Raw genomic sequence first — 24,272 nt, 5'->3', positions numbered from 1 at the left:
ATGCATTACATGATTTATTCTTTTATCCTAACTTTTATTTTAGCCATTTCATCTTATTCAACTACTGTAAACGGTAGATTTTCAGTTGTTACAAATAATGGGACAAACTACTCAGTAACAGTTCAATTAAACACTGATACTGGCACTGACGATCTTGGAGGGTCCACGATAGTATTTAATTTTAATAACTTAGATCTTTCATTCCCGTTTTTAACGCAAAGTGGAGTAGATTATATCTATCACAATTTTTCTGGCGGAAATTACTCTACAGGCACTGTTACACGTCCTCTACCAAATCAAATTTGGTTAAATATTGAACTCAATGTAGATAATGGTGGAACAATTGTTCCTGCCTCGCCAAATTGGATTGATGTGGTAACTATAAATTTTACGACTCTTGATCCTTCTGGTAATGCTGGACTTGTTTGGCAGGAATCTGATGGCAATTGGTACATTTTCGATGGAGATAATGCAAACCTTTGGGACACAGGTGTGTTTGCTGATGAAAATACAACTCCGCTTCCAGTAGAACTTACATCCTTCACATCAAAATATTTACATGACAAAGTTCAACTTAACTGGGTAACAAAGACAGAAGTAAACAACTACGGATTTAATGTTGAAAGAAGAATTAACGAAGGTGAATGGAACAGCATCGGTTTTGTAGAAGGCCACGGCAATTCAAACTCACCAAAGGAATACAGCTATATTGATAAAGATTTGTTTGCAGGCGGCAGCAAGTTCCATTACAGACTTAAACAGGTCGATACCGATGGAACTTTCGAGTATTCAGATGTTGTTGAAGTAGAGGTAATGCCAACTCAATATGAACTTTCACAGAACTACCCAAATCCATTTAATCCGAGCACCACTATACGGTTTTCCCTGCCTCGGGCATCGCAGATAAAAATTGAGCTCTACAACATAGTCGGTGAACAGGTTGCAACTCTTGCTGATGGAATGTACGAGTCAGGATATCATAAAATAGAATTCAATGCAAGCGGCCTAACAAGCGGAACATATATTTACAGGCTTAGTTCGGATTCGTTTGTCCAGACAAAAAAGATGATGATTTTAAAATAGTAATTTATTTAGCTAGAATTGACACTGCATCGAATTGTCATCTTTTTTCATAGGACTACCTCTAATGGGGATGTTCACAGGTTAATCGCAGTTTTAAATTTAAAACAAATATATATGGATCTTTAAATGCTATCGAAAGCTGCGGCATTTATTACATAATAAAAAAATATTTAATATGAAATTTTACACTCTGATCATTGCTCAAATCTTTGTTGTCTTTTCAACTATTTATTCTCAGAATACCTGGGAAAGAACAAATGGTCTCAATTCTGAAAGGATTTATTCTTTAGCTGTAAATTCAAGCGGGGATATTTTTGCAGGTACTGATACTACTCACTATACTTTTCGTTCGACTGATAATGGGACATCGTGGATTAATATTGGGACAGATATTAGATTGGATACCATGATGACTACACAAATATTTATTAAACCAAGCGGTGAAATTTTAATAAGTACTTTAGATCATAAATTGAATGGTGGTATATTTCACTCTACAGACAATGGGATTACTTGGTCTAATTTAGGATACACAGGGGCGAGCACTTCAATTGCTTTGAATTCACAAGAACATATGTACATATCTACATTTAATAATTCTGTTCATCGCTCTACAAATATCGGAAACAGTTGGGTTAGATTTGGAAATGAACAGGGACTTACTGATCCAAACACCACTTCTATAATCATAAATAGTAATGATCATATTTTTGTAGGAACTATAAGTAGTGGCGTATTTCGTTCAACTAACAATGGAGACAATTGGATTCAAATAAATCAAGGAATTGATTCTAGTAGTTATCATGTACTCTCACTTGCTGTAAATTCAAGCGGTCATATTTTCGCGGGAACGTCCGGCGGTGGAGTATACCGGTCAACAAATAACGGAGATAATTGGGTCCCTATCAACCAGGGTCTAGCTGGTGAGGGCAAGTATATTCGCTCAATACTAATTAATCCAAACAGTATTATTTTTGCGGGTACCGCCGCTGGAGTGTTCCGATCAACAGATAACGGTGATAATTGGACTCAATTGATACTAGGCTTAACAAATTCGGATGTATATTCTCTTTCCGGTAATTCTGATGGCTATATCTTTGCTGGAACCGCAAACGGTGTTTTCCGATCTATTAATCCTCTGCCGGTAGAACTCTCATCTTTTACTTTAAAACAAATGACCGATAAAATCCAATTAAATTGGGTGACCAAAACTGAAGTAAATAATTATGGATTTGAGATTCTTCGCTTCGCTCAGAATGACAAGCTGGGCTGGAATAAGATTGGATTCGTACAAGGAAATGGAAACAGTAACTCACCAAAATATTATTCATTCGATGATAAAAATCTTCGATCAGGGAAATACTCATACAGATTAAAACAGATAGATACGGATGGTCAGTATGAATATTCAAAGGTTATAGAAGTAAATCTGGATTCTCCAATGAAATACGAGTTAAGCCAGAACTATCCGAATCCATTCAATCCGGTTACGACAATTCAGTTTTCGATTCCGGAAGCCGCTGAAGTAAATCTGTCAGTTTATAATATATTAGGTGAAGAAGTGGCTGTATTAATAAATGAGCTGAAGGAAGCAGGCATATATACAGTAAACTTTAATGCAACAGAATTGAACAGCGGGCTGTATGTTTATAAGCTTAGTGCCGGTAATTACAGCGAGACTAAAAAGTTAATGGTTATTAAATAAATGAAAAGATTTAATGAAGGATGACGGTAGGTTTTAACTATCCCCTTTCTTTTTTGAATTATCTTCAAGATTTTTCGAAATAATTATTACCACGTCAGCATTGTCGTTTTGGAAATTTGGAATGTCAAAAAAAAATTTCGTAGTTTAACGAAGAAATCAGGAAGAACTTTGCTCAAACAATTCTCCTTATCTCCCTGATGACTTCGTAGAGGGAAATCGAACTAAAATTAAATAATCATAACTAGATTATCTCATACGGAAATCTCTTTCTGTATGGGGGGAGAAAAAACAATGCTTAAACTTTACAAACCTCAGTGGAAAATTATCTGCTTGCTTTTCATTACTTTCGTCGCCGGTGATTTAACAACACTAAATGCACAATGGGAAGGATGGGATTGGCAGCAATCAGTCACAATAAACAACAGTACAGGAATTATTTTAACTGACTTTCAGGTAAAGATAAGTCTGAACAGCACTAACTTTGATTTCGCTCACGCTCAGAGTGATGGTAGTGATTTAAGGATAGCAGATTCTGATGAAGAAACACCATTACCATTTTGGATTGAGAGCTGGAATTCAACGAATGAGTTTGCAGTAGTCTGGGTTAAAGTCCCCAGCATTCCTATAGCTGGCTCGACTATCTACTTATATTATGGAAATATAACTGCACCAAACATATCAGACGGAATGAACACATTTCATTCTTATGATGGATTTGAATCATATACTCTTGGAACGGTACCCAGTTCCAATGCTGTAAATCCCGGAGAATGGGATCGACATATCGGTAATCCTATTCTCATCCCAGGTGCTTCCGGTTCGTGGGATGCTCAGGGAGCCACCTTTGCAAGTGTCATTTATGATGAACGTGTTGGTGAATTTAGAATGTACTATCACGGTTACAATTCACTTCATCAAGTTGGACTAGCAACAAGTTCCGATGGTATAAATTGGACTAAATATTCGGGTAATCCTATCGTTGCAGTTGGTTCTTCTGGCTCTTGGGATGCGACCGGAGTGAGAGTTCCAATGGTTTGGAAAGAAGGAACAAATGACTATCGAATGATTTACACTGGCTCTGGTACTGCTTCCGGACAAATAGGCTATGCAACATCAGCTGATGGGATTAATTGGACGAAGTATGCAGGCAACCCAGTATTCAATGATCCGACATGGGCACACAACCAGACAGAAAACTGGGGTGTGATGAAAGTTGGAAGTGAATATTTAATGTGGTACAGCACATGGGGAACACGTCAATCAGGAATTGCTGTATCAACTGATTTAATCAATTGGACTCCTCATACTCCCGGACCTATTTTTGCTACTAACGGAATACCTAGTGATGATCGCTACTCGCAATTTTGTCCTTTTAGCTTCAAGTATAATGATAACTACTATGTTCTCGTTCCATCCTATAGTTCAGTGGGTGACTATTCGAAATTCTACTTGTATAGATCATCGAGCCCGTATTTCCCCGAAGCGGATAGAACGCTGGTTCGTGTAGCTCACACACCTCAAGGTGTTGATGCAAGGGATAACGACACACCATTTGTATTAACATTAGATATTGAACGAAGTATTTTTCCAAATGATGAATTAAGAGTGTACTATGCAGCTGATCCAGGTTCAGGTAGTTGGACGTGGTCAGAATGTCTTCTAATAGAACCTGACATTGCACAAGCACTTTCCGATGCCCCATTACCATCAGCTGGAAATTTAACTTGGTCAGGGGGTACTCCCAGCACTGTTGCGGTTGTTAATAATCCCGTGCGCAGTAGTACTCAACTTGTCAGAATCACTGATCTGTCCAGCAATCCAGTTTCTCTTACAGGAACATTTGCTCAGCTAACGCAAGGTATTGTTGGTGCTTGGATGAGAAGGTCATCTACAAATTTAGATAACGACTTTGATATTTATCTTTATGATATAAGTGGAACTACTATTAATAGTCTAAATTGTGTTGCAGGATTAGGAAGAGAAAATGTTGTAGGTCAAGGCGGTCGATTTCATTATTATAATCAAACTAACAATTTTGTGTCTACGAATATTAATTGGGAAATGGATACCTGGTATCTGGTTACATTATCATTTGACTGTAATTCCAATCTCTATGATTTTGTAGTGTATGATGAATCAATGCAAGAAGTTGTTCGGGTTAATGATATTGGTTTTGGACATTCAGCTAATTCAACCGCAATTAATCGCGGTGTCTTGTACTGTGGTGGATCTTACGTGGGTTATGCTTATGCTGATGATTTCCGGGTTTGTAAATGGCCGGGAAGCGATATTACTTCATCGGTCGGTGTAGAGATTCCCAATCCACTGCCAGTTGAGCTAAATTCATTTTCCGCATCTGTCAACGGTTCAACAGTCACTTTAAACTGGATAACAGAAACAGAAGTGAATAATTACGGGTTTGAGATTCTTCGCTCCGCTCAGAATGACAACAAGGGTTGGATATTAATAGGATTTGTGCAGGGAAATGGAAACAGCAACTCACCGAAATACTATACATTTGAAGATGAGAATTTAGTTGCAGGAATATACTCATATCGATTAAAGCAAATAGATACAGATGGACAGTTTGAATATTCAAAGGTAGTAGAAGTAAATCTCGGTGCACCAAATAAATTCGAACTGAGCCAGAACTATCCGAATCCTTTTAATCCGAGCACAGTGATAGAGTTTTCACTACCTAAGGCATCTCAGATAAAAGTTGATCTTTACAACATAACAGGTGAGAAGGTGGCAACCATAACTGAAGGAATGTACGAGTCAGGTTCTCATAAGATTGAATTTTCCGACAAAGGCGGATTACCCAGTGGAACATATATTTATAGACTTATTTCGGATTCATTTGTCCAAACTAAAAAGATGATTCTGCTTAAGTGAGCAGGTTATAATTAATTTCACAGAATTGCCCTCACTTTTGTGAGGGCATTATTTTAATATATAACTGAAGTTACGCAAAGCAGTCATTCTGAATCCGGCAACTGCTGGATGAAGAATCTCAAGGCTTCCAATTTGGAACAAATTTAAGATATTTCGCTTCGCTCAATATGACAAAACAGGCATCTGCATAATTTCAGTAAATAATATACAAACAATTAATTTTCATACTCTTATAATTTGTATGAGTAAGTTTGTTTAAAAACCTTGAGCTGAATTTCACTCTGAGTATTAAACAACGAACAAAGTGTTGTCATATCTAGAGTTTCATTAAATTAGATGTAGAAAAACTCTGAATTATATAAATGCTGCAAGTAAAAAAAGTTGTCCGATCTATTAAATCCAGGGGATTAAAGGAGACTATTCTTGTAATTTTCTACGATTTTATATTTTCATTGCGATATAGCACAAAGTTTAACGAAGCAATCGAGTTAAATTCCCTACGTATCGATTCACCGAATAAAAAAAATGGTGTCCTATACCAAAGTTCCAGTTATTATTATGCTAAACTGGCATTTAAGAATCTTCCTGTTGATTTTACAAAATCTTCACTAGTTGATTTTGGTTCTGGTAAGGGCAATGTTTTAATCTTGGCCCACAAGCTGGGCTTTAGAATAATTATCGGTGTCGAATTTGCAGAAGAATTAGTACATTTTAGTAAGGAAAGAATGAACAGAATTATAAGAAGCGCTTCTTCCTCAGATATTAAAATATTACACAGCGATGCAGCTTCCTTTACTATTCCGAAAGATGCAAATGTGTTCTTTTTCTACAATCCGTTTAACAGGAATGTGTTCGAAAAAGTTTTGAATAATATAGAGGAATCACTTAGCAGAAACAAAAGAAGAATATTTATTGTCTATATAAATGCAGTGATTGGTTTAGATATGTTTTCTAAGTATGATTATTCTGAAATCTTCAAACATTCAAGCAAAGAAAAAACTGAGATACTTATATTAAGTAAGTAATAGACAAGCTTGGTCTATCAGTGCAACAGGCAGAAATTATTCTAAATTAATTTTTGGGTGATACAGTAGTCTTTAATAGTAATAAAATTGTAGCTCTTCTTCTTGTAAAACTCAATTTCTTTTCTGTAAAGTGAATCAGCTTCTAATCCCAGGTTTTTAACTTTCAGCTTAGCACGTATTAAATCTTTCAGAATATATCCCACAGGATTTTTAGAACGCTGATGGATAATCCTGCTCTCATTAGACTCATCAATAAGCTCATTCGGATGAATATCGAAAACAACCGGTTTATGATTGAACTTAGTTTCTAAGTTAACAACTCGTCTTTGTAATGCAGTTATCAAAGGGAAAATTCGCATAGTTGTACCAACATAAGGTAAAAACACTGCGGTTAATGGAATTTCTATAAGCTTACTATTCCCTCTTTTAAAAATATTATTCTCATCAGTACGATATGGAAGGCGAGGTGCAGTTATCCATTTTAGTTTATTTGTACTTCCGAAAGAAAGGAAGAAATCAAATCTCTGGGCAGCAACAGAGCTGTCGATTTTAAAACCAGTTTCTATTAACACTCTTGCAGTATGCTTATTTGTGCGAAGTGCGGGAGCTCTGAAAGTAACTACCTCCTTGCCAGAAATATCCTCCAATAATTTTTTAGAATATTCCAGGTGACTTTTTTGCTTTTCAAACGGCATAACATCAAACCCGTTCTCAGGCAGATGGGATTTCCCATGCGAGCCGACTTCATGACCATCTTTGAGAATCATTTTTACAATGTCCGGAATTAATCTTGCAATGTATCCTGTAAAGAAGAAAGTTGATTTTATTTCGTACTCCGCATAAATATCCAGCAACCGGGGCATTCCTTCTTTATAAACTTTAAAACCTGTTTCATCTCTGAGCGTGTTAAACCAAATTGAAGTTGTTTCAACATCATTTGTAAACAGACAAAATTTATTATTTGCTGAATTATTTTCTGTGCTTTTATTATGAATCATTTATTAAAATTTATTTATGCAATTGTGACTGAGTCGTAAGGTCGGATAAAATTGCTTTATTATTATGTTCGAAATACTACTAAATTATACTTTTAATTATTCCTGAGAGATAAAATATAATGTCGCTGACTAGTTTAAAACTTATGACCTCTACGATTGACTAAATTCTTGTGATCTTTCTGATGAAAGGACCAACTTTATTTGTCAAATTCAGTGGTAATTTACTCCATAAGTAGCTGAGCAGTTTTAATTTCCTGACATCGAACGAATAACTTGAGTAGTTAAAATACAACTGTAATTCACTGGCACCCCATCGGGATTTAAATTCGTGAGTGCCACTTCCCCTGGTTGATCTGCCAAACGAAAAGAATCTGATTTTATTTTCGACAGCATATTTTATCATCTCCCAGTACATAACCATATTTGGCTTTAATCTGTTATACTCATTCAATGTTGAAGCCCAGCTTACCTCAAATAAATTCATATATGACAGAACAATACTTCCGCCTATAGGGTTATTCTCATAGTTGCATATAAATACTCTGGCAAGTCCATTCTTATAATTCCTGATCAGGTTTGTGAAAAAAGTTTTTTCAATCGGGGGTGAACCTAGATGGCGCATATTAAAAGCATAGATCTCATAAAAATCATCCAGAAGTTCCTCGCCTCCGAGTTTTATAGAAAGCCCGTTTTTGTAACCTTTTCTTATATGATTTCGCTTATCAGAACTCAGCTTTTTCCACTGTGTATCAACATCTTCATCAAGTTCAAGGTAACTTAAAATCTTTTCGTCGTAAACATATTTTGAAAATTTAACCGTATCCCGAATCTCATATTTACCAAGCTGTTCAAGAATAGTATTATACAAATGAAGCTTATTGTTCGCTGAATTTGTGAAGATACCAGCAGCAGGAAACATCGGGATGGATGTATACTTATCTTTGATCCGAAAACCCGGGAGTAAGCCGATAATTTTACCTTCTTCTTTCAAAAGATGGTATTCAATTTCATAACCAAATACTTCCTTAAAAATTTCAGCTAAAGATGGGTTATGTGCAATAAAACAGTTATTTATTTCAGGTGAAGCATTGGTAAAAATAAAATTATTCCAGATGTCCGAACTTGTTTTACTATCAATTTTTTCTAATCTCATTAAACTATAATTACTTTTATCAGTTCTACATTTTTCGTTTAGATTACAACTAAAAGTTGAAGAATTTCTGGATAACTACTTCAGGGATGAGACCGAGCTTGGAACCAAAGCGGATTGGTACTTCCAGTTTCCTGATAAGATTGTAATAAGATGGGTAATCCTTAAAAGATTTATTCGGAGAATGCATAATCTCATCGAATTCAGATTCAGTTAAATCGAGTTTCTTTATATTGTAAATAATAGAGTCAATTCCGCCTCTAAAAGGATCTTCCATTAGTATATTAAAAGCATCATCTCGTGTTATTTGATTGGTCCTGATTAAAGCTGAATAATGTAGTTTACGTTTGTCGATGTTAAATTTTCTGGTCAAAACATATGACTGATAAAAAGTTGTATAAGTTGATTCAAAATGTTTACCGCCATAGTCATTCCATCCAAGTTCCGATTTTAGTATTCCCATGACTGTCTTTTCATTATACGGTATATAATATAACAGTCTTATATATTTAATGTTTTTTATAAAAAGATAATAAAGATATTTTGGCATGGTCATTATTGGAAAAGATTTGTGCACTCCCGTTCCAAATCTCTCAAATATCGACTTAATATATTTACCATCCATATAAGTCCAGGATAAAGGTGTAGTCCCTTCAGTCCTGAATGAGGAACCTTCAATGAAATATTTAACTTTTTCTTTTACAGCAGTTTGATACAGCACTGATGTTATTACCCAATCTGTGGGTACCTCACCATCCGAAACAGAGGCTTTAAGAAATGCCCTCTGTAAATCTTTAAACTCCTCCCAATCAGCGACATGAGTGTGAAGATCTACACCGAGGATTTTTGTTACATTTTTTATATTCTGAACAGCTATCTCGGAGTTCCAGCCATTGTCAAAATGGACTGCAAGGGGTCTTAAACCAAGTTTAACAGCATTATAAAGTGTGTATGTGCTATCTCTTCCACCGCTAACTCCAATAATGCAATCATATTTTTTTCCCTTTCCATCATTTTTTATTTTTTCTACCAATTCGTTCAGGATCTTCGGAGTATTTGCATTAAGTGGAAACTTTCCTTCCATGTCATCATGTATCATACAAAAAGTACATTCACCTTTTTCGTCAAAAGAAATACCTTTTACAGAATCATCCATTAAACAACGAGAACAGACTTTATTTGCTTTATATTGATAAGGAAGTATCTGCATAATCGTTATTTGAAATTAAATTGATAATCGGGATTTTCTTTCATAACATTAAAACTTTTAGGATAATTTTCAACAAACCAGACCATAAATGCTGTAACGTCTATTTTATCACGAAGCATTCTTTCCTGTTTAATTTTCCATTCAGAGGATAAATCTTCTTTCTTTAAAAGTTCTTTTATTACATCTATAACTTTCGAATCGTCCTTCAAGTGAAAAGACAGACCATATTTTTCATCCTGTTCTTTACAATAACCAACAGTGAGAGAATTGATGTAAATATTAGGTATTCCTAATATTGAGCACTCAGATGCAGTTGTAGAGCCTTCGCCAATATACAAAAATGCATTCGCCAATACTGAATGCAACTCAGCTGGGTGAATATTTAATTTATAGGATTCAAGGTTTGGAGGTAATTTGCTTTCAGAAGTAATAAATATTTTGTACTTATCTTTTAATAAGTCAACGATTTGTTGACTTGTTTCGTCTTTTATGCCGCTCTGCAAAATATCGTGATTTGCACTCCAGGCTACAAAGCGGATAATAACATAATTTTCGTTTGGTTTTAGTCCTAATTTCAATTTTACATTATTATCAGCTTTAAAGTAATTTTTATGTAATGAACATAATTCCATATAGCCGTGGAAAAATATCTGTTTAGGTCCGATTGTTTTACTAAAGCTGGTAGGAGTCAACACTACGTCCGTAAAAGGTACATACATCATATGCTCAAATCTGGCATGTTCAGTATCATCAAATGCAATATGAGGTTTATGCATAAATCTTGAGACATGGGCAGCGTAAGCGGAACCAAAACTTAAAAATACATCAGGATTAAAATTTTTTGCGAGCTTATAAATTATCCGATCAGCTTTAGCAATATAAACTAATTTAGCTGCAATACTCTTTCCGCCTTTACCTCTTGTGGTATAATCAATTTGGTAATAATTCAAAAGCGAATGAGTTACCTCTTTATCCCGTGCACAAACGAAAAAACTATGACCTTTACCTTCCATAATCTTTATAAAATTCCGGAAATAGTGGACATGTGCAGGATGACCGATATCAATAAATATTTTCATTTAATAATAATTTTGAGGTTTATTTATAATCCCAATTATTTATAAGCAGATTTCTTCAAGAATTTCTGAAAAGGTTTTCAAAAAATTTTCCTATTTTATAAAAAGCTTTCCGGTAATAACCGAATATTTATTCCATTTTTTCCGTATTGCAATAATTATTAGAAATCAATCATTTTCAATTTTGAAAGTAATCAACATCCATAAACTTTAAACCATAATGAAAAAAAGCATAATCGTCAAAATCAATTAAAATCGCAGGCTGCTTTGGATAGGAATTTATTATCCTTTTAAAGTCGTAACAAATGTATTGTTTACTTTTCATTAACTCTATGTCAAAATCATAATAAAAAAATATAGACACTGTCCTATCATTTTTATCAGGTACTTTGGAGCAAATACCAGTGAAGTAAATTTTGTAATTCTTTTGTTTTAAGTGCTTAATAAGTAATACATTTTTATCTTCAGAAAATTGAATTTCACAAGTACCAGGTTTTAAAGAGTTGAGATAATTAATTGTTATTTCTTTAATTAATTCTACTAATTCTAAATCTTCTAGTTTTTTCTTAAAAAAATAAATCGGAAATTTTTTGCGTTCGACCGGAGAGTCATACACTACCAAGTCACCCGGTATATTTTTAACAATTGATGATCCCGGCAGTATTATCGAATTTGATTCAATTTGAACACCGGGACCTATAGATGTGTTCTGCATTATCCAGCAATAATCACCTATCATAATTCCTTTATTTGTTCTTGAGTAACCGAGGGTTACAGGAAGAAACGTGCCATGAGTATAAATTGAGCTTTTAGGTGCCAATGCGGAATATTCACCTATTTCTATATTTCCTGCTCCAGCATTAATTACACATCTCGATCCTACCATAGCTCTCTTCCTAATCTTGAAATCATGATTGCCACTAATGACTGTGAATCGCTGGATTGCACTATATTCTTCCATAATCAGTTTGTCTAAACCAGCTACTATTACAAAGCTATCTATTTTTGCAAATGCACCAATATATATATCATTTACTATGATAATGGATAATAAATTTAATTTTGCTTTAGTGTTAATTTTAAATCCCAATAAGTTCAATAATCTTATTCTCAAACCAGATGGTAATATCATAGACATTATTAAAATCAGGAATTTTATTTTTTTCATTTTATCTGTTTTAATTCAATTGTATCTGGGTACTCAAACATTATTTAAAGTTATTCTGATTATCCGGATTTTTTTTCATACTGACGAAACTATCAGGATAGTTTTCTATAAACCAAACCATAAAATTAGTGAGATTAATACTTTTTTTAATGTATTCTTCCGCATTATGTAATGAAGTTATGTTCAAATCATTACTTTCTAAGAGCTCTTGAACTTTTTGGATTGCACTGTTTTCTTCGTCAAAATAGAACAGATTTCCAAACTTACTGATGTGTTCAAAAACCCCTAAATGTTTTACACTTGAATTAATAACGATTGACGGAGTTCCTAGAATTGCAGTTTCAGTAGCCATTGATCCGCTTTCTCCGATTAATAAAGATGCATGACGAAGCAATGTATGAATATCTTTTGGATCACCCTTATAAATATATCGCTTAAATTCTTCCGGAAGTTCATTTTCAGAAGAAATTACTACCGTACCGTAGTCATTTAGCATTTCGATAAGTTTACTTTTACCTTGCTGTGAAAAACCTGTATGTCCTCTGTCATGCGAGGCATCCCAATTTACAAATCTTAATAGAAAATATGATTTTGGTTTTAGCTTTTGATCATCCAGGCATTTGATGTTATCTTTAAAATATTCGGGATGCAGGTATGCCATATCCATACTTCCATTAAAGGTGACATGCTTCACACCAAAATTTTTCCTAAATGAAGAGGGTGTAATTATACAATCTGAAAATGGCACATACATCATATGCTCATACTTGGCATGCTCGGTATCATCAAACACGATGTGTGGAGCTCTTATTAATTTTGAAACATGTGCTGCATATGCCGAACCGAAGCTAAGGAATATATCCGGTTTAAATTTTCTTGCCATATTTAAAAAGTTTAAAGTCAGCTTCTAAAATATAAATCAGCTTTCCAAACAAACTTGATCGTCCAGAACCTCTTGTCACAAATTTAATATTGTACGCATTTAAGAGATCATGAGTTACTTCCTTATCCCGGGCACTAACTAAAATCTCGTGTCCTTTTGATTCCATTATTTTTATAAAATTCCTGAAATAGTGAACGTGTGCGGGATGACCTATGTCAATAAAAATTTTCATTTTTCCTGATCTCTCTTTCAATTAAAATAGTGGGAGGTGTAGGGAAAAATTTTCTGAGAAAGGTCATCGATAGCTTAAAATACTTTTCAAAGAGCGGCATATAAGAAGGATAATTCCAGTAATATTTATTTTTCTGATTCCAGATACGGTCGAATTCTCCATTTGACAAATCAAGTTTTTTTAAAACAAACTCTTTATCTCGTTCCATTTCGTCTTCATCATATGGAGGATACTTCATTCTTTCAAGAGCCTGCTCTCTGGTTAATTGACCAGTTATTACCTGTGCTGAAAGAGTAATAATTCTTTTATCTATACCGAATTTTTTTGGCATCCAATAAGCTATTGCAAATTTTGTAAAAATATTTTCGTGATGATGTCCGCCATAATATTCCCAGCCATATTGACTCATTAAAAAATCCCGGGCAGGTTTTTTTTCATATTCGATATGATTAAAAGGACGATAATCTTTTATTTTTTTTACCAGGGTTGAATTAATCATATCAACTAAAGACTGATATGGATATGTTTTTAATTTAATCCCTTCATACTTTTTTATTATATACAGCATTTGTTTAGTGTCTGTATATGTCCATTCACTTGGCTGCTTGCCCTCAGAGCGGAAATCACTTCCATTAAGAACATATTTTATTCCTTCTCTGTTTGCGATCTTAAATAGCACCGCTTTTATTGCATTATCAGTAGGTCCGTCAATCCAGGGTAAACAGGATTTAATGTAAGCACGTAGAACAGCTTTTACTTCTTCATAATCTATAACGTATGTTTCAAGATCAATATCCAATGCCCTGGTTACTTTTTTAATGTTCTGAACCGCAATTTCGGAACTCCAGCCATTATCAAGGTTTACTGCCAGAGGTCGCAAACCATACTCTTTTTTTGCAATGTACATTAAATAAGAGCTATCTGTTCCGCCACTCACTCCAATGATACAATCATACCTTTTACCTTTACCATTCTCCTTCATATTATCCACGATATTATCCCAGTATCTTTGTCCTACATCACCTTCAGGATTCAATTCAATTAATTTGTCCAGCATTTTAGCGTAATTAGAAACACCATTTTCGTCAAATGTTATACCAGGAACCGAAGTATCCCAGATCCCACGTGTACAAATTCTGTATTCTTTCTGATTATTATTCATTAATTAAATAACTGCTTCAGCTCACTTTTAGACGGATAGTTAATAAGTACCGCACGGCGTGGACCGTGAAATACAAACATACTTCCAGCAGCAAGTGCATGGGCTTTGCCATCAAAATAACATTGTTTAAGATGCTCCAGGTTTCCAGCTCCACCACAAGCGACAACAGGTATAGAAACTATCTCAGCTATAGTTTTAATGAGATCAATATTGTAGCCTGTCATCATACCGTCAAGATCAATTGAGTTAATTATGAGTTCTCCCGCACCAAGGTTTTCAGCTTTCTTTGCCATGTCAACAGGATTAGCTTTTGTATTTTCACTTCCATCTTTTATCCAGCATTCATATTTACCGAATAAAGTTTTTTTAACATCGAGAGCTACCACGATACTCTGACTACCAAAAACTTTAGAAGCTTCTTCAATCATTCCTGGATTAATTATTGCATTTGTGTTTATGATCACCTTTTCAGCACCGGCTTTTAATAATTGCTCGATCTGTTTAATATTATTTATTCCTCCGCCGACCCCAAAAGGCATAAAAGCTTCATCGCCAATATCTTTAACAAGATCAACAGAAACAGTCCTTCCTTCCTTTGATGCAGTTATATCAAGAAAGACAAGTTCGTCGGTTTTCAGATCATTGAAAATTTTTACGGCATTAATAGGATCACCGATATATTTAGGATCTTTAAACTTTACAGTCTTAACAAGACCCTTTCCTTTTAATAATAGAACCGGTATAATCCTTGGAAGAAACATTCTTAGTTGATTTTATTTACTTTATTTTTTTAGTTATCTTGTTTAAATGACTTAGGGACACAGAGACTAAGTGATTTAGTACACCCATTTTTCAGGTTGTAGTGACATATTTACTAATTTGCCAATGATATTATTATAATATTCGTATAATTTATCGCAAGATTCCTTGTCTATGTAACCACATTTGAAAGAGAAATCCATCCATACTTGTGTTTCCGCTGCCTCAGCCTCTGAATCTGATAATTTTGAAATAAATGACTTTGGATATTTCCTCTTTCTGAATGCTTCGGCTAGATTAGAACAAACAGATCTGGATGATCTTCTTATCTGATCTGTTAAAGAATATTTTTCCTCCTTCGGAAAATTTCTTGTAAGATGAAATATTTCCATTGCTGCTTCGAATGCCATATTATAAACATCCAAATCCGTATGTGATCTTATTTTCATTAATTACCTCTGTTACTTTCTCCAATACTTTCTTTCACTAAATCCCTCCATCTCTCTTTCTCCTCGTCTCTCCCTCTCAACAAATCTCCGCAAAATTCTTCAGAACCTGCAATCCCTTATCATGACTTTTCTCAGGGTGAAACTGACATCCGAAAATATTTTCTTTTTGAAAAGATGATACAAAATCATTTCCGTATACTGTTTCAGTTAATATATCTGATTCATTCTTACAAGATATAAAATATGAATGAACAAAGTAGAAAAAGTTTTCCGCAGATATTCCCTTAAAGATCGAATCAGAATTCTTTATTGACAGATTGTTCCAACCCATGTGGGGAATTTTTAGGCCGTTTGCATGAAAAGTAAATCGCTTTGTATTCGCGTTGACCCATCCGAACCCTTCACAGTTTCCTTCTTCGCTATATTCTGTCATAAGCTGCATGCCTAGGCAAATACCAAGTATTGGTTTTTTCTTTTCAATCACAGCCTCATTTAATGTGTTGAAAAGTCCCTTCTTTTTCAAGTTACTTATACCTTGAGCAAAATGCCCAACCCCCGGTAAAACCAGTTTCTCAGCATTCAGAATTTCACTAACATCAGAACTAATCTTAGCAGTCACACGAATTCTTTCGAATGCTTTCTGTACTGAACGCAGGTTTCCCATACCGTAATCAATTATTGTAATCATATTATTCTTTGGCTATTTGTTTATATACACTATATACTTTTGTAGCAATTACTTTATTATCAAAATGGCCGATTTTCTCTCTGCCATTTGTTCGCCCTTTAAATTGCAAGGCTAACTTGATCTTTTCAGTTACATCATTAGAATCAAATGAAGTAATGTAGCAGCCTTCAGTTCCGTCTACAACTTCGCGAATATCTCCGACATCTGTTGCAACAATAGGACAGTTGCATGCCATAGCTTCCTTTATTACCTGCGGAGAACCTTCAGTAAATGAGGTAAGAAGTAATAGATCGCATGCATTAAGCAGCAGGTTCACTTCTTCACGGCTTCTGTTTTTTAATTCAAGCAATTCACAATTTAATTTCAATTTATTTACTGCATCAAAAGCAAGTGAAGAATTCTTTTCTACTCTGTTGAAATGTGAGCTAAAAAGAATATATTTTTTATCAGGGTTCATATTTAGCTTTTCTCTGGCTTTTTTTATATCTATCGAATAAAAAACATCCAGATCTATTCCGCAAGGGATGACACTGCTTTTACCATTAATTTTAACTTTCTTTAATATTTTATCCGACACAAAAATATTGTGCTTAGAAAGTTTTGATGCAATTACTGAAAGAGGTCTTATACTATCCAAATTAATATCACTTCCATGGAATGTAATAATTACGGGAACTTTTCGTTGCATAACGGCCAATAGTCCTGATAAGCCAAAATGAGCATGAACAATATCAGGTTTACAACTACCAATATGCTTTTTTAATGAAGATAGATTTTTTAAATAACCCGTGATCCCCTTACCCTTTATTTGATAAATGTCAAATTCAAGATTAAAATTTTCCTTAATGGATGCGATTTGTTCATGAACAAATGCATGATGAAGCTGCATATTGAATTCCTCAATATTACCACTAACAACTATTAATACTTTCATAATATTCTACATTTAGTATTTTTCATTTTTGAATAATATATATATAAAGTATCAACACAGGTCTAGTTCTCATCTTACCAGATATCATATTTAACTATATAATATTTTGTGTTCTTTGTAGCGTTTATTCTGCTTCAAGACTTTTAAAATTTGCATAATTTCTTTGCCATAAGTAACAATCTCCACTATTAAATCGTTTTAATAATTGCTCTTGATTTCGCACCATTCTGCTCTGGTTCAGTAATGATTAAATCTACCATAGTGAAATCAAGTTTGTGTTTATCTTCATTTTGAATTATCAATTTAGGTATGTGTAATGAATCTAATGTCTATCGGATTGAAACAGCTGCCAATTCTCAATATTTCTTATGTCCTTCCCATAAATGAAAAAATGACTTTCTGATAATTTGGGATTTGTAGGACGTATTAGGACAGGAAATCTTTGTTTCTTAAAAATTTTAACATACATTTTTGATTCAACAAAAAAACCACAAGAATTAAAAGTTCGCTTATCATGATCAGAATAAATAATTGTCCTCAGAATTGGAATATTTATTTTTTTTTGGAAAGAACTAAACATGATTTTTAAAGTCCTTAAATCAACTGACAAATATTCTTCAATTGAGAATTCTTGATTCGTCATTCTTTTAATAATTGTATAGCCAACCATTCTCCCATCTTTATGGCAAATACAACAAATATATTTGTCAGACTCATAAGAATACCTCCATTTAAAGAATGCTTCATCTCTTAAGTTTGTAAATTTCGTTGTATCTCTATGCTTTTGAATAAATTCAATTATTCTCCCTGTATCTATTTGATTACTGACTTCAAATTTATAATCTGATTTAGAAAACGAGAGTCGATTAATTTTATTTTTACTTTTTGCGTGAAGCAACGCCTTCAGCATATTGAAAATCGATAAACGAAATCCATAAACTTTGTTTTTCCCAGAACAAGGATACCAGTCAAATTTTAAATATGTCGGCATTGCATGTTTACTTGTTGTTGAGTTTAAGAGAACACTTTCCTCTGGATACTCTGAATAAATCAAATCCAAGCTTTTTTTATTTAGCATTGATATGAGACCACGTCTTCTATAATCAGGATGAATAATGGTATCTGCGGGGCTGATAACAGTAAGCTGTTTTCCAGAAATACAAAAATATTGAACTAAATATGCTCTGAATCCGACCAGAAGATTTTCTGAAAACGCAAGTAATATTAATGGTTTATTCTGGTATGGATTTCTCTCGTATCTCCATTCAAAGAGCTTCATTCTTTCTGTTTCGTTCAAACCTTCCAATAGATAGCTCAACAGAGTAATAACGGAATCCTTATATTCAGGTGAATACTCTTTTACTATAATTTCGCTTGTAACCTTATCTGTCATTTTAGATTAAAATTTATCATTTTTCAAACATTTTTTTATATGCATTTAAATATTTCCCAGCAACGGATTCAATTCCAAAATGCATTCGTCCATATTCACTAATTTCATTTCGTGAAATGGAAGACAATTTATTCAAGATTTCGGTAGAAATATCATCCACAGAATTTACTAGTGAACCATAGTCTGTCATTTCAATATAGTGTTTAATTACTTCAACATTTCTATTAGAAATTACAGGTAATCCAGCGCAAACGTATTCACTGAATTTTACAGGTGAAGCAACTTTATTCACAATATTATTTTCTCGAAAAATAACAGCTATATCAGCAGCAGACATATATCCAGGGACTTCCTCATATTTTACATATTTTGTAATGATATTGGGGTGATCAAATTTCACTTTTGATAAATTTAATATTTTGAAATCTTTATTTGCTATCTTGAGCAGTTCTTGATTATTCTGCCATAGTGATTCTCCCCCTGTACTAAATACGAGCAATTTTTCATTATTTTTTATTTTTAGAACACTTCTAATTTTTTCTCGCTGCTTAACTTGAAAAGAAAACAGTCTGCCTGCTAGGCAAGGGTTTACGAATATTTTATCTTCAATCTGATTGACATGTTTTAGAACATAATCCTGCAGTGCATTAGAAATTACTGAAACCATTGTATAATTTTTTATAGTCGAATATGCTTTTAAAAAATTGATAACTTTCATTTTCTTTAGAAGCCAATTTATTTCCAGAAAATCAACTGTTTCTTCTTTAGATGCACCTCTTATATCTAACAATACTTTTGGTTTAAAAGATAAATTTTTCTGTACACTTTTGTAAACTAAGTATGATGCCGAACTCCCTCTAACATGAAAAATTGTAGATTTATCAACTGTAACTTTTGCGATAGCTTTTGAGAGGTACTCTACTGCAATGCTATTAAAAAAAGGATAATTCGGAAAAGCTCGATAATAAATCACTTCGAAATTTGATGAAGAGAGCAATGCTTCTGCTTTCTTTTTTTCTGATTCATTCCGTACACCACAAAGCAGGGTAATTTTTTTAAATAAATTCAAACTATTATAAAAATTGAGCAATTCGATCACCTGCGAAGGAAACACTGATCCGATACCTGAGCTAATGTAAACTAATTCCATTCAGATTACTTTATCAATTTGATTTAAACTGTAATACAACTAGTACCAACAATTAACAATAACTATAGTTTTAGTAACTATCTTAAATTCTTTCAATGCGAAATTATACTGCTACAATATATTAATTTTACCGAGAGTAACTAAGCCTTCCATAGCCTTTCATTAAAAATAATATAAGATGCTTTTCTATTCTTCAATGTGTAATTCATATACTCATAAGTGAAGCTAGGTTCATCTTAAACTAGTCAGCTTATATACATCAAGCGGATAACCTTCAAGCTTTTCCACGTCCAAAGTCGGATTGATCGCTAAAATTTTTTCGAGAGCAAAACCTTTAACTTTTGCGCCCTGATTTTTTGTAAATCCTTTAAACAGCAGTTTTAAATTATCATCGGGCATAACTACACCGGACTCTAACAGATAAACAGTATCATTCTCAATAAATATTTTATTTAAATCAGTTGGCATAAAATTAGAATAACGTTTTTCTGCCAGCATAGCTTGATAGTCTGAGAGCAAATTAAAAATCTGGAGATTAGCTGCATAAATATTCCTGATAGGTTTGACTGCCTGGTAAACAATAAGAACTGAATTATCTTCAAGATCATTATTGAGTTTGACGTAAGTTTCTTTTAAATCTCTGTAAAACGTTCTTTCAGTCAGGACTATATAAAAATTTAAAGAAGAAAAGATTAAAAGAATTGCAATAATCCATTTGGGCGATCTTAAAGTATTCATCAGGAAATATGCCGAAGCAATTGAAATAACCGGATAGGCAGTCACCTGGTATCCGCCATAGCGTGCTTCGGGAATGGCAAATGGCAAATGGATAAAAAGAGTTATTAGTGAGAGATAAAAAAGTTCACGGTTACTTTTTAATAAAAAATAAAAAGTAAAAGGCAGAAGCAGAATAATAATGTTAAAAGATCTGAGATAACCGTAAATTAATATTGCGACGGGACGAAGAAAATTGATCTGACCAAAAATTTCCTTATAAGCACTCAATTCACCTCCGTATGACCAATTACCGCTTACAGTTTCACTATATGTAAAGATATTTACTAAGAGAAACAGAACAATTGTGCTCAAAGCAAAAGTTATATTATGCTTTTTTAATAATTCTTTAAACGATGTGAATAGTAAAAATATTGGTATAATAAGAACTAATAATACGGATGTAAGAAGTCCCAGGGCAAACCAGATTCCCGCAATCAAGTTTTGATTCCGGGAGTAAAAGTACATACTTATAAGCCCTAAAGAAGGTACTAAGATAAGGTATTCAACCTGGCACGAGAATCTGAATATGCTGCTCGTTAAAGAATAAATTATTACAGTAATTACCGCCAGTTTTACATCATTGTATTTTTTTAATGTGATCATATATAATGCCGCAGATCCTGCAGCGCTGAAAACTGCCAGCATTATTTCAACCGATACAACTGCGCTTAAGCCAATAACTTTGGAAAAAATCAGATAAAATATTATCCCGAATAGATGAAAACCAAAATGAGAGCTACGGCTCCATAGATCTAATGAAGTTATCTGGTCGATATTTGTAACTGAATCATTTGATACGGTTACACCATAGCCAAAAAAAATGTATAGTGTTACTAGTGTAAAAAAAATTGTTAGTGACGTTTTATTTTTTATCATAATTTAAGATTAATAATATTTGGGTTTATATTATCTCAATAGTGTATGTATTTTATATAATATTTTTCAATGTCTAATTTTTGTAAATAATGTACACCAGCCCAAGTAAAGATTTTCTTATCTTTTCCTTTCTTAGAAATTATAACTGGCTTATATATTTCCTGAAATTGTTTGTCAAACCAAATTTCGTCAAGTGCTTTATTTATAAATCTTGATTTGAATATGTCATTATTAATATCAACCACAATTTCATTTGTATCCTTGACTATTTTCGCAGGGAAACCCTCATAGATAAAATCCGGTCGTTCATCAAAAAATACATTTTTATTAAATCCCTCATGATTCTTGAATCCTCTTATTTGATGTTCAGAATGGGCCATCTTTGTGCTGTTCAATCCCAGTAAATCAAGTGTCTTACCTTTATATTTATAGGCCATTCCAGCTGCAGTTACACTTATATAAGGTAGTTCTGAATCAGCAAAAAAATCATTGAATAAGATTGCAAGACGCTGCCCTTCTTCCGAGATTCTGATATACTCACTATTTTTCAAATTTTGACCTCTTAAAAGCTGATCAAGACTTTCTCTAGGGAGTAAAATAATGTAACAGAATAGTAAAGAATAAATTAGATATTTTTTAGCTTTGATAATTTCTTTAAGTGAAACCAAATTTAAAATGTATTTATCAATAAAAGATAAATTAAATAAAGGTACGTATATTACAGGTAAAAAAACGATTTGAAATCTGTTCCATTTAAAATAATCGCCACCAAGCACTACTGGAATAGCAAAAGCGACCAATATGATCAATGATAGAATTAACTGGACAATTTCCTCGTAGGAAATATTTCTAAATTTTATTTTTGCTATGGAAGCAATTGTAATTAAAGTTAACATTAAAATGGGGTTGGTATAAATTAGAAATGAAAATAAATCTTCAATACCAAGCTTGAAATTGTACCAGAAACTACCATAGACTTTTACATAATACGTGTTTGGTAGAAGATACCCGAAATAATTATATCTCCAGATTAACAGTGATGCAAGCACCAAAATAAAAGTGAATAAAAATAACCGGTTCTCTTTAAATACTTTGTTCAGAGAGTATTTATGATATATATAATTGAACAGTCCTTTTAAAAATATCAAGTAAAATGCCCAGAAATATGCCTCGGGTCTGGTAACAATCAATAATGTGATTAATAATATAAATTTCATACGATTTATTAATGTGTTCTCATCAAATACTGCAAGGGTTGTTAAGCATATAAGCATCGACCAGATACCTGACTCCAGAAGAGATAAAGTAGTCCAGAAGAAATAACCTGGCATTACTAGCAAAAGTGTAGTTAGTGTAAAAATAATACCATAAAGATTGTACTTCTTAAAATTCAAATTATAAATAAACAATGAAACTTTGTATATAGTGTATGATACAGCGATGATATTGATGATAAAAAGAGATAATTCAATTTTATCTGTAAAAAGAAAGATTGTACTCCCTATTAAAGTGTATAAAACTGATGTGAATCCTTCAACTCTTTCACCACCTGGATTATAGATAAAGCCAAGACCATCAGCTACATTACGCATATACTTGAAATAAATATTTGCATCGTCAATTCCCAGTAAAGGTAGTCTATACATAAAATAATACAGCAGAGCACTTGCTGTAGTCAGTATCAGTGTGAAAAGATAAACAATAAATGATGAATGATTTTTATTCCCTCCCATTATTCTTCCTCAATTCAAAGTTGAATTTTTCATACCGCACAATTGTATCCAGAATTACCCCGATTGCAAAAAATAACAAAGAAAAAATCATTAGCCCTGTAGCCAGTATTGCAAGAGGGACTTTATAAACATATTTATATTTTATAAAATCCTTTATTGGTTCTAAACCAAATCCCAAGCCAGCAAGGAAAAAGATTATTGATAACATAGAAAAGAATAATAATGGTCTGTAATCTTTGAATATATTAAATATTGTTATGAATACCTTTACGCCATCAGAAAAGGTATTAAGCTTTGAAATACTCCCTTCAATTCTATCCTTGAAGTTTATTGGTACTTCAATAAAATTAAACTTTTTATCAAGGCAGTGCAAAGTCATCTCAGTTTCAATTTCAAATCCTTCACACATAATGGGATAATTTTTAACAAAATTTTTGGAGAGCACCCGGTATCCGCTCATTACATCTTTAACTTCTGCATTGAATAATAAATTTATTAACTTTCTAACCAGGTTGTTCCCAAAATTGTGAAAACGTCGTTTGTTCTCTTTCTCATATCCCTCTTCTGTAAACCTGTTTCCTACAGCAAGCTCATATTCACCTGATAATACTGGAGGTAATAATTTCAATAAGTCTTCTGCTCTGTGAGATAAATCGGCATCAGCCATTACATAGATGTCAGCATTAATTTTCCCGAATGCTGCTCTCATAGCACTCGCCTTCCCCTGTCTTCTTACAAAAATGACTTCACCTTTAATCATATTCTCCTTTATAACCTTTTTGGCAATCTCATTTGTTCTATCAGATGAATTATTATCAATTACATAGATTGAAGCATTTTGCGAAAACTGATGAAAATCGAGTATTACTTTTTCAATAGTTAACTCTTCGTTATACGCAGGAAGAATAATTGCTATGTTCATAATT

At 33.2% G+C, this 24,272-nt stretch carries 21 protein-coding genes; 4 read left to right on the top strand and 17 right to left on the bottom strand.

Features of this window, described 5'->3' with window-relative positions; genetic code table 11:
• The 4 genes from IPM14_04230 (at position 1) to IPM14_04215 (ending at position 6,708) form a co-directional block, all read left to right on the top strand.
• The gene (locus IPM14_04230; GenBank protein MBK9097327.1) at positions 1-1,083 is read left to right on the top strand and encodes a T9SS type A sorting domain-containing protein; all 1,083 of its coding nucleotides are present in this window, start codon (positions 1-3) and stop codon (positions 1,081-1,083) included.
• A gap of 175 nt (positions 1,084-1,258) precedes the next feature.
• Positions 1,259-2,788, top strand: coding sequence for a T9SS type A sorting domain-containing protein (locus tag IPM14_04225; protein ID MBK9097326.1), 1,530 nt, complete (start codon positions 1,259-1,261; stop codon positions 2,786-2,788).
• 291 nt (positions 2,789-3,079) lie between these two features.
• Positions 3,080-5,683, top strand: a complete 2,604-nt coding sequence (locus IPM14_04220) for a DUF2341 domain-containing protein (protein ID MBK9097325.1) — start codon at positions 3,080-3,082, stop codon at positions 5,681-5,683.
• Positions 5,684-6,045: 362 nt separating this feature from the next.
• Positions 6,046-6,708, top strand: a complete 663-nt coding sequence (locus IPM14_04215) for a class I SAM-dependent methyltransferase (protein MBK9097324.1) — start codon at positions 6,046-6,048, stop codon at positions 6,706-6,708.
• A 41-nt stretch (positions 6,709-6,749) separates the two neighbouring features.
• Here IPM14_04215 and IPM14_04210 read toward each other — a convergent pair whose 3' ends face one another.
• From IPM14_04210 to IPM14_04130, 17 genes are all read right to left on the bottom strand, one after another.
• Complete coding sequence (locus IPM14_04210) at positions 6,750-7,571, bottom strand: polysaccharide deacetylase family protein (protein MBK9097323.1); 822 nt, start codon at positions 7,569-7,571, stop codon at positions 6,750-6,752.
• 295 nt (positions 7,572-7,866) lie between these two features.
• Positions 7,867-8,859 (bottom strand): GNAT family N-acetyltransferase, encoded by a 993-nt coding sequence (locus IPM14_04205; GenBank protein ID MBK9097322.1) that lies wholly within the window; start codon positions 8,857-8,859, stop codon positions 7,867-7,869.
• Between the two features lie 49 nt (positions 8,860-8,908).
• Entirely contained in the window at positions 8,909-10,066 is a 1,158-nt protein-coding gene (locus tag IPM14_04200; protein MBK9097321.1) for an N-acetyl sugar amidotransferase, read from the bottom strand.
• 5 nt (positions 10,067-10,071) lie between these two features.
• Positions 10,072-11,145: a DUF354 domain-containing protein gene (locus tag IPM14_04195; GenBank protein MBK9097320.1), complete on the bottom strand. Its 1,074-nt coding sequence runs from the start codon at positions 11,143-11,145 to the stop codon at positions 10,072-10,074.
• Between the two features lie 175 nt (positions 11,146-11,320).
• Positions 11,321-12,310, bottom strand: coding sequence for a hypothetical protein (locus IPM14_04190; GenBank protein MBK9097319.1), 990 nt, complete (start codon positions 12,308-12,310; stop codon positions 11,321-11,323).
• Positions 12,311-12,350: 40 nt separating this feature from the next.
• Positions 12,351-13,193 carry a DUF354 domain-containing protein gene (locus IPM14_04185; protein MBK9097318.1) on the bottom strand — a complete coding sequence of 281 codons (843 nt, stop codon included), beginning with the start codon at positions 13,191-13,193 and terminating at the stop codon, positions 12,351-12,353.
• Positions 13,177-13,425 (bottom strand): DUF354 domain-containing protein, encoded by a 249-nt coding sequence (locus IPM14_04180; protein MBK9097317.1) that lies wholly within the window; start codon positions 13,423-13,425, stop codon positions 13,177-13,179. The genes IPM14_04185 and IPM14_04180 overlap by 17 nt, the downstream gene beginning before the upstream one ends.
• The gene (locus tag IPM14_04175) at positions 13,409-14,587 is read right to left on the bottom strand and encodes an N-acetyl sugar amidotransferase (GenBank protein MBK9097316.1); all 1,179 of its coding nucleotides are present in this window, start codon (positions 14,585-14,587) and stop codon (positions 13,409-13,411) included. The genes IPM14_04180 and IPM14_04175 overlap by 17 nt, the downstream gene beginning before the upstream one ends.
• A complete protein-coding gene (gene hisF / locus IPM14_04170) occupies positions 14,587-15,348 on the bottom strand; it encodes an imidazole glycerol phosphate synthase subunit HisF (GenBank protein ID MBK9097315.1) in 762 nt (253 codons plus the stop codon). Before hisF ends, IPM14_04175 begins: the two co-directional genes overlap by 1 nt.
• Before the next feature lie 75 nt (positions 15,349-15,423).
• Positions 15,424-15,795, bottom strand: coding sequence for a four helix bundle protein (locus IPM14_04165; GenBank protein MBK9097314.1), 372 nt, complete (start codon positions 15,793-15,795; stop codon positions 15,424-15,426).
• 76 nt (positions 15,796-15,871) lie between these two features.
• A complete protein-coding gene (hisH, locus tag IPM14_04160; protein ID MBK9097313.1) occupies positions 15,872-16,483 on the bottom strand; it encodes an imidazole glycerol phosphate synthase subunit HisH in 612 nt (203 codons plus the stop codon).
• A gap of 1 nt (position 16,484) precedes the next feature.
• The gene (locus IPM14_04155) at positions 16,485-17,417 is read right to left on the bottom strand and encodes a glycosyltransferase family 4 protein (protein ID MBK9097312.1); all 933 of its coding nucleotides are present in this window, start codon (positions 17,415-17,417) and stop codon (positions 16,485-16,487) included.
• 322 nt (positions 17,418-17,739) lie between these two features.
• A complete protein-coding gene (locus IPM14_04150) occupies positions 17,740-18,810 on the bottom strand; it encodes a GNAT family N-acetyltransferase (GenBank protein ID MBK9097311.1) in 1,071 nt (356 codons plus the stop codon).
• Between the two features lie 16 nt (positions 18,811-18,826).
• Positions 18,827-19,900: a hypothetical protein gene (locus IPM14_04145; GenBank protein ID MBK9097310.1), complete on the bottom strand. Its 1,074-nt coding sequence runs from the start codon at positions 19,898-19,900 to the stop codon at positions 18,827-18,829.
• Between the two features lie 291 nt (positions 19,901-20,191).
• The gene (locus IPM14_04140) at positions 20,192-21,613 is read right to left on the bottom strand and encodes a hypothetical protein (GenBank protein ID MBK9097309.1); all 1,422 of its coding nucleotides are present in this window, start codon (positions 21,611-21,613) and stop codon (positions 20,192-20,194) included.
• A 35-nt stretch (positions 21,614-21,648) separates the two neighbouring features.
• Positions 21,649-23,346: a hypothetical protein gene (locus IPM14_04135; GenBank protein MBK9097308.1), complete on the bottom strand. Its 1,698-nt coding sequence runs from the start codon at positions 23,344-23,346 to the stop codon at positions 21,649-21,651.
• Positions 23,333-24,268 carry a glycosyltransferase gene (locus IPM14_04130; protein MBK9097307.1) on the bottom strand — a complete coding sequence of 312 codons (936 nt, stop codon included), beginning with the start codon at positions 24,266-24,268 and terminating at the stop codon, positions 23,333-23,335. The genes IPM14_04135 and IPM14_04130 overlap by 14 nt, the downstream gene beginning before the upstream one ends.
• Between the last annotated feature and the right edge of the window lie 4 nt (positions 24,269-24,272).

The sequence above is a fragment of the bacterium genome (genome assembly GCA_016716565.1).
GTDB lineage: Bacteria > Bacteroidota > Ignavibacteria > Ignavibacteriales > Ignavibacteriaceae > IGN2.
This window is presented reverse-complemented; position numbering and strand designations above follow the sequence as displayed.

Coding starts and splice junctions, on each gene's coding strand:
- IPM14_04180 (MBK9097317.1), bottom strand. CDS start 13,425: ATGAAAATTTTTATTGACATAGGTCATCCCGCACACGTTCACTATTTC.
- IPM14_04200 (MBK9097321.1), bottom strand. CDS start 10,066: ATGCAGATACTTCCTTATCAATATAAAGCAAATAAAGTCTGTTCTCGT.
- IPM14_04230 (MBK9097327.1), top strand. CDS start 1: ATGCATTACATGATTTATTCTTTTATCCTAACTTTTATTTTAGCCATT.
- IPM14_04130 (MBK9097307.1), bottom strand. CDS start 24,268: ATGAACATAGCAATTATTCTTCCTGCGTATAACGAAGAGTTAACTATT.
- IPM14_04220 (MBK9097325.1), top strand. CDS start 3,080: ATGCTTAAACTTTACAAACCTCAGTGGAAAATTATCTGCTTGCTTTTC.
- IPM14_04225 (MBK9097326.1), top strand. CDS start 1,259: ATGAAATTTTACACTCTGATCATTGCTCAAATCTTTGTTGTCTTTTCA.
- IPM14_04215 (MBK9097324.1), top strand. CDS start 6,046: ATGCTGCAAGTAAAAAAAGTTGTCCGATCTATTAAATCCAGGGGATTA.
- hisH (MBK9097313.1), bottom strand. CDS start 16,483: ATGATTACAATAATTGATTACGGTATGGGAAACCTGCGTTCAGTACAG.
- IPM14_04140 (MBK9097309.1), bottom strand. CDS start 21,613: ATGATAAAAAATAAAACGTCACTAACAATTTTTTTTACACTAGTAACA.
- IPM14_04150 (MBK9097311.1), bottom strand. CDS start 18,810: ATGACAGATAAGGTTACAAGCGAAATTATAGTAAAAGAGTATTCACCT.
- IPM14_04195 (MBK9097320.1), bottom strand. CDS start 11,145: ATGAAAATATTTATTGATATCGGTCATCCTGCACATGTCCACTATTTC.
- IPM14_04165 (MBK9097314.1), bottom strand. CDS start 15,795: ATGAAAATAAGATCACATACGGATTTGGATGTTTATAATATGGCATTC.
- IPM14_04185 (MBK9097318.1), bottom strand. CDS start 13,193: ATGGCAAGAAAATTTAAACCGGATATATTCCTTAGCTTCGGTTCGGCA.
- IPM14_04190 (MBK9097319.1), bottom strand. CDS start 12,310: ATGAAAAAAATAAAATTCCTGATTTTAATAATGTCTATGATATTACCA.
- IPM14_04205 (MBK9097322.1), bottom strand. CDS start 8,859: ATGAGATTAGAAAAAATTGATAGTAAAACAAGTTCGGACATCTGGAAT.
- IPM14_04175 (MBK9097316.1), bottom strand. CDS start 14,587: ATGAATAATAATCAGAAAGAATACAGAATTTGTACACGTGGGATCTGG.
- IPM14_04135 (MBK9097308.1), bottom strand. CDS start 23,346: ATGGGAGGGAATAAAAATCATTCATCATTTATTGTTTATCTTTTCACA.
- IPM14_04210 (MBK9097323.1), bottom strand. CDS start 7,571: ATGCCCCGGTTGCTGGATATTTATGCGGAGTACGAAATAAAATCAACT.
- hisF (MBK9097315.1), bottom strand. CDS start 15,348: ATGTTTCTTCCAAGGATTATACCGGTTCTATTATTAAAAGGAAAGGGT.
- IPM14_04155 (MBK9097312.1), bottom strand. CDS start 17,417: ATGAAAGTATTAATAGTTGTTAGTGGTAATATTGAGGAATTCAATATG.